Source organism: Winogradskyella sp., assembly GCF_045105575.1.
Taxonomy (GTDB): domain Bacteria; phylum Bacteroidota; class Bacteroidia; order Flavobacteriales; family Flavobacteriaceae; genus Winogradskyella.
In genome coordinates this window covers 1-5,224 of the sequence record NZ_JBGCDQ010000059.1, presented here as the reverse complement: position 1 = coordinate 5,224, position 5,224 = coordinate 1, and the positions used below count along the sequence as shown (strand labels likewise).

General features: G+C 35.8%; 13 protein-coding genes. All 13 read right to left on the bottom strand.

All coding sequences use genetic code 11. The annotated features are described in order from the left end of the window. Positions 1 to 45 precede the first annotated feature (45 nt). The 13 genes from rplR to rpsS all read right to left on the bottom strand — a co-directional run bounded on the left by rplR (position 46) and on the right by rpsS (position 5,223). Complete coding sequence (gene rplR, locus AB8B52_RS13450) at positions 46 to 402, bottom strand: 50S ribosomal protein L18 (protein ID WP_406028974.1); 357 nt, start codon at positions 400 to 402, stop codon at positions 46 to 48. A gap of 10 nt (positions 403 to 412) precedes the next feature. Continuing rightward, on the bottom strand, positions 413 to 955 hold the full coding sequence (gene rplF, locus AB8B52_RS13445) for a 50S ribosomal protein L6 (protein WP_406028972.1): 543 nt from the start codon (positions 953 to 955) through the stop codon (positions 413 to 415). 12 nt (positions 956 to 967) lie between these two features. After that, entirely contained in the window at positions 968 to 1,366 is a 399-nt protein-coding gene (gene rpsH, locus AB8B52_RS13440) for a 30S ribosomal protein S8 (RefSeq protein ID WP_406028970.1), read from the bottom strand. An 89-nt stretch (positions 1,367 to 1,455) separates the two neighbouring features. Beyond that, positions 1,456 to 1,725: a 30S ribosomal protein S14 gene (gene rpsN, locus AB8B52_RS13435; RefSeq protein ID WP_020897643.1), complete on the bottom strand. Its 270-nt coding sequence runs from the start codon at positions 1,723 to 1,725 to the stop codon at positions 1,456 to 1,458. A gap of 2 nt (positions 1,726 to 1,727) precedes the next feature. Beyond that, positions 1,728 to 2,279 carry a 50S ribosomal protein L5 gene (gene rplE, locus AB8B52_RS13430; RefSeq protein ID WP_406028967.1) on the bottom strand — a complete coding sequence of 184 codons (552 nt, stop codon included), beginning with the start codon at positions 2,277 to 2,279 and terminating at the stop codon, positions 1,728 to 1,730. Positions 2,280 to 2,281: 2 nt separating this feature from the next. Further along, positions 2,282 to 2,593: a 50S ribosomal protein L24 gene (gene rplX, locus AB8B52_RS13425; protein ID WP_406028965.1), complete on the bottom strand. Its 312-nt coding sequence runs from the start codon at positions 2,591 to 2,593 to the stop codon at positions 2,282 to 2,284. A gap of 12 nt (positions 2,594 to 2,605) precedes the next feature. After that, a complete protein-coding gene (gene rplN, locus AB8B52_RS13420; RefSeq protein ID WP_406028963.1) occupies positions 2,606 to 2,974 on the bottom strand; it encodes a 50S ribosomal protein L14 in 369 nt (122 codons plus the stop codon). 2 nt (positions 2,975 to 2,976) lie between these two features. Then, positions 2,977 to 3,234 carry a 30S ribosomal protein S17 gene (rpsQ, locus tag AB8B52_RS13415; RefSeq protein WP_092469501.1) on the bottom strand — a complete coding sequence of 86 codons (258 nt, stop codon included), beginning with the start codon at positions 3,232 to 3,234 and terminating at the stop codon, positions 2,977 to 2,979. A gap of 17 nt (positions 3,235 to 3,251) precedes the next feature. Continuing rightward, the gene (gene rpmC / locus AB8B52_RS13410; protein ID WP_406028961.1) at positions 3,252 to 3,443 is read right to left on the bottom strand and encodes a 50S ribosomal protein L29; all 192 of its coding nucleotides are present in this window, start codon (positions 3,441 to 3,443) and stop codon (positions 3,252 to 3,254) included. A gap of 12 nt (positions 3,444 to 3,455) precedes the next feature. Continuing rightward, positions 3,456 to 3,875 carry a 50S ribosomal protein L16 gene (rplP, locus tag AB8B52_RS13405; protein WP_406028959.1) on the bottom strand — a complete coding sequence of 140 codons (420 nt, stop codon included), beginning with the start codon at positions 3,873 to 3,875 and terminating at the stop codon, positions 3,456 to 3,458. Positions 3,876 to 3,895: 20 nt separating this feature from the next. Then, a complete protein-coding gene (rpsC, locus tag AB8B52_RS13400) occupies positions 3,896 to 4,612 on the bottom strand; it encodes a 30S ribosomal protein S3 (protein ID WP_406028957.1) in 717 nt (238 codons plus the stop codon). 9 nt (positions 4,613 to 4,621) lie between these two features. Then, positions 4,622 to 5,029 (bottom strand): 50S ribosomal protein L22, encoded by a 408-nt coding sequence (rplV, locus tag AB8B52_RS13395; protein WP_406028955.1) that lies wholly within the window; start codon positions 5,027 to 5,029, stop codon positions 4,622 to 4,624. 5 nt (positions 5,030 to 5,034) lie between these two features. Further along, positions 5,035 to 5,223 carry a 30S ribosomal protein S19 gene (rpsS, locus tag AB8B52_RS13390; RefSeq protein ID WP_406028953.1) on the bottom strand — a complete coding sequence of 63 codons (189 nt, stop codon included), beginning with the start codon at positions 5,221 to 5,223 and terminating at the stop codon, positions 5,035 to 5,037. Position 5,224: the final 1 nt, after the last annotated feature.

Here is a 5,224-nt window from a genome sequence, read left to right as displayed (position 1 = left end):
TGGTTTAACAAGCTCTGCGTTTTTATATTTTTGATACATAATGTCTTAAAATTTAAGTCCTGCTTCTCTAGCACCTTCTGCTAATGATTTTACTCTTCCGTGATATAAGTAACCACCTCTATCAAAAGAAATAGTTTCAACACCAGCTTTCATTGCTCTTTCCGCAACAGATTTACCAACTAATGCAGCAGTTTCTGTTTTATTTCCTTTAGACTTAGCAATATCTTTATCTCTTGAAGATGCAGCAGCTATAGTTTTACCAGATACATCATCCACAAGTTGAGCATAAATTTCTTTATTACTTCTAAAAACAGCTAATCTTGGTTTTGTTTGCGTACCAGATACGACCTTACGGATTCTGTTTTTAATTCTTATTCTTCTTTCGTTCTTTGTCAATGCCATAACTTAATTATTAAGCTGATTTACCTGCTTTTCTTCTAATTTCTTCACCAACAAACTTGATTCCTTTTCCTTTGTAAGGTTCAGGTCTTCTAAAACCACGAATCTTAGCTGCCACTTGGCCAACTAATTGTTTGTCAAAAGATGTTAATTTAATAATTGGATTTTTACCCTTTTCAGAAATTGTCTCCACTTTCACTTCTGGAGCAATATCCAAAACAATATTATGTGAAAATCCTACGGCTAAATCTAATTTTTGTCCTTGATTTGAAGCTCTATAACCTACACCAACCATTTCTAGTTCTTTGGTCCAGCCTTTAGCAACGCCTTCAATCATATTAAAGATTAAAGCTCTGTATAAACCGTGCTTTGCTCTTAAATCTTTTTTATCAGAATCACGCTCTAATGTAATAGTACCGTCTTCTAATGTAATTTTTATTTCTGAATACTCTTGAGTTAATTCACCAAGTTTACCTTTAGCGGTAATCATGTTGTCTTTGATCTCAACTGTTACACCTTCAGGAATTGTTATTGGGTTTTTACCTATTCTTGACATATCTTCCTGTTTTTAGTATACGTAACATAAAACTTCACCACCAACGTTTTCTCTTTGCGCTTGTTTACCTGTCATTACACCATGAGATGTTGACACAATTGCAATACCTAAACCATTTAAGATTCTTGGCATTTCGTTTGAAGAAGCATATTTACGTAAACCTGGTTTACTGATTCTTTGAATTTTTTTGATAACCGACTCTTTCGTATCCTTACTGTACTTCAAAGCTATTTTGATTGTACCTTGTACTGACGAATCGTCAAACTTATAACTTAAGATATATCCTTGATCGAATAAAATTTTAGTTATTTCTTTCTTTAAGTTAGATGCAGGAATCTCAACCACTCTGTGGTTTGCCTTAACTGCATTTCTAACTCGCGTTAAATAATCCGCTATTGGATCTGTATACATATATATTAATTTGCGGTAGCGGTTTTCGACATCATTGTCAAACCTGAAACCAATTTATAATCTTATTTAATAACGATGCCTCGTATTAATTACCAAGATGCTTTTCTAACACCTGGTATTAATCCTTGATTCGCCATTTCTCTAAACATAACACGAGAAATACCAAATTGTCTCATGTAACCTTTAGGTCTTCCTGTAAGTTTACAACGGTTATGCTGACGTATTGGAGATGCATTTTTCGGTAATTTCTGTAATGCTTCATAATCGCCAGCTTCTTTCAAAGCTTTACGTTTTTCTGCATACTTAGCTACCGTTTTAGAACGCTTCACCTCACGGGCTTTCATTGATTCTTTAGCCATAATTAATTCTTTTTAAAAGGTAATCCTAATTCTGTTAATAACGACTTCGCTTCTTTATCTGTATCAGCAGAAGTCACAAATGTAATATCCATTCCAGATATTTTATTGATCTTATCAATATCGATCTCTGGGAAGATAATCTGTTCTGTTACACCTAAGTTATAATTTCCACGACCATCAAAACCAGTAGCCTTGATTCCGTTAAAATCTCTAACACGAGGTAACGCTGAAGTTACTAAACGATCTAAGAACTCATACATTTGCTCACCTCTTAATGTTACTTTGGCACCAATTGGCATTCCTTTACGTAACTTAAATGAAGCAACATCCTTCTTAGACATTGTGTGTATAGCTTTCTGTCCAGTTATTTTTGTAAGCTCGTCTACTGCGTGATCAATTAACTTCTTGTCCGCAACAGCCGCACCAACACCCTTAGATAATACTATCTTCTTAAGTTTAGGTACTTGCATTACATTTTTGTAACCAAATTCTTCTGTAAGAGCAGGAACTACTTTGTCCTTATACTCTTGTTTTAATCTTGCAACGTAAGCCATAATTAAATTACTTCATTAGATTTCTTAGAAAATCTTACTTTATTATCACCATCCATCTTAAATCCAACTCGTGTTGCTTCACCATTTGCGGTTAACAACGATAAGTTTGAAATATGAATAGAGGCTTCTTTCTCTACAATACCACCTTGAGGACTTTGTGCACTTGGCTTCGTATGTTTCTTAACCATGTTTACGCCTTCTACTATGGCTTTGTTCTTATCCATTAATACCTTAAGTACTTTACCTTCTGATCCTTTATGATCACCAGCAATTACTTTTACTGTATCTCCTGATTTTATTTTAAGCTTTGTCATCTTATTTATCAATTAAAGCACTTCTGGTGCCAATGATACAATTTTCATGAATTGTTTATCACGAAGTTCTCTAGCTACAGGACCAAAAACACGAGTTCCTCTCATTTCCCCTTGAGGATTTAAAAGCACACATGCGTTATCGTCAAATCTAATGTAAGAGCCATCTGGACGTCTCACCTCTTTCGCTGTACGTACAACAACTGCCGTAGATACAGCACCTTTTTTGATTGTACCGTTCGGAGTCGCATCTTTTACAGAAACAACGATTTTATCTCCTACAGAAGCATATCGTCTTTTTGTACCACCTAATACACGGATCGTTAAAACCTCCTTTGCACCAGTGTTATCAGCTACCTTTAATCTTGATTCTTGTTGTAACATAATTACTTCGCTCTTTCAATTATTTCTACTAATCTCCAACATTTTGATTTACTTAAAGGTCGTGTTTCCATGATCTTAACAGTATCCCCTTCGTTGCAGTCGTTTGTCTCATCGTGTGCGACATATTTCTTAGTCTTTAACACGAATTTTCCATACATAGGATGTTTTACTTTCTTAACCTCAGCAACTACAATAGATTTCTCCATTTTGTTACTTGTTACGATTCCTATACGTTCTTTTCTTAAGTTTCTTTTTTCCATCTTTCAGCAGAATACGATTATTGTACGTCTCTATTAGTTAATTCTGTTGCTACTCTAGCCACGGTACGACGTGCAACGCGCAATTGTATCGGGTTATCTAAAGGAGAAACAGCGTGTGCCATTTTAAGGTCAGTATAACTCTTTTTAGATTCACTAAGTTTTTCCTGTAACTCAGCTGTTGAAAGCTGTTTAATTTCTGATTGCTTCATAATATCTTTCTATTAAGCTTCGTAATCACGTGCTATTATAAACTTGGTTTTTACCGGAAGCTTCTGTGCAGCTAAACGTAAAGCTTCTTGCGCTACATCTAATGGCACTCCACTAATTTCAAATAACATACGACCAGGTCTTACGACAGCCGCCCAATATTCTACTCCACCTTTACCTTTACCCATACGTACTTCAAGAGGCTTTTTTGTAATAGGCTTGTCTGGAAAAATTTTAATCCATAACGATCCTTCTCTTTTCATGTAACGTGTAGCGGCAATACGTGCTGCTTCTATTTGACGTGCAGTAATAAAAGTAGATTCTAATGATTTAATACCGAAGGTACCATTTGATAACAAATGACCTCTTCCAGCATTACCCTTCATACGTCCCTTTTGTTGCTTACGAAATTTTGTTCTTTTAGGCTGTAACATTTTGTCTTTTCTTTAAAAAATTACTTTCTACGACGAGATTGGTTCTTGTTTCCACCACGTCCACCTTTACTCTTCTGCTTAGATAAACCAACGAGTGGTGATAATTCTCTCTTACCATACACTTCGCCTTTCATTATCCAAACTTTGATACCCAATCTACCATAAGTAGTATGCGCCTCAACGAGTGCATAATCAATATCAGCTCTGAATGTAGATAATGGAATACGTCCTTCTTTATAGTGTTCTGAACGTGCCATTTCAGCACCATTCAAACGACCACTAATCTGAATTTTAATTCCTTCAGCATTCATACGAATTGCAGCCGCAATCGCCATTTTGATTGCACGTCTGTAAGAAATTCTACTTTCTATTTGACGCGCCACACTTGAAGCCACTAAAAAGGCATCTAGCTCAGGTCTTTTGATTTCAAAGATATTCAATTGAACCTCTTTACCAGTAATCTTTTTAAGCTCTTCTTTTAACTTATCTACCTCTTGTCCACCTTTTCCAATAATAATACCAGGTCTAGCTGTAGTGATAGTAACGGTTACAAGTTTAAGCGTACGCTCAATAATTACTCTACTTACACTAGCTTTAGATAGACGTGCATGAATATACTTTCTAATCTTATCGTCTTCGGCAAGTTTATCACCATAATCGTTTCCTCCGTACCAGTTAGATTCCCATCCTCTGATAATTCCTAAGCGATTTCCGATTGGATTTGTCTTTTGTCCCATATCTCTATCTTAGCTTTGTGTTTTGTTTATTGCATCAACAACCACTGTTACGTGATTAGATCTCTTTCTAATTCTATGTGCTCTACCTTGAGGAGCCGGACGCAAACGTTTTAACATCGTTCCACCATCTACTCTAATCTCTTTGATAAAAAGCTTTGCTTCCTCAACATCTGCATCCTCGTTTTTAGCTTGCCAGTTTGCAATTGCAGACATAACCAATTTCTCTAAACGACGTGATGCTTCTTTAGGACTAAATCTAAGAATCTGAAGAGCTTTCTCTGCCTTTTCACCTCTTACTAAATCCGCAACTAAACGCATTTTTCTTGGTGATGTAGGACAGTTATTTAGCTTTGCAAAAGCAACCTGCTTTTTCTCAGCCTTAATAGCTTCCGCCATTTGTTTTTTACGACTTCCCATGATTCTTATTTTTTACCTTTATTCTTAGCACCTGCATGACCTCTAAATGATCTTGTTGGTGAAAATTCTCCTAATTTGTGACCTACCATGTTTTCAGTAACATAAACTGGAACAAACTGACGACCGTTGTGAACAGCAATAGTCTGACCAACGAAATCTGGAGATATCATTGATGCTCTCGACCAAGTTTTAATA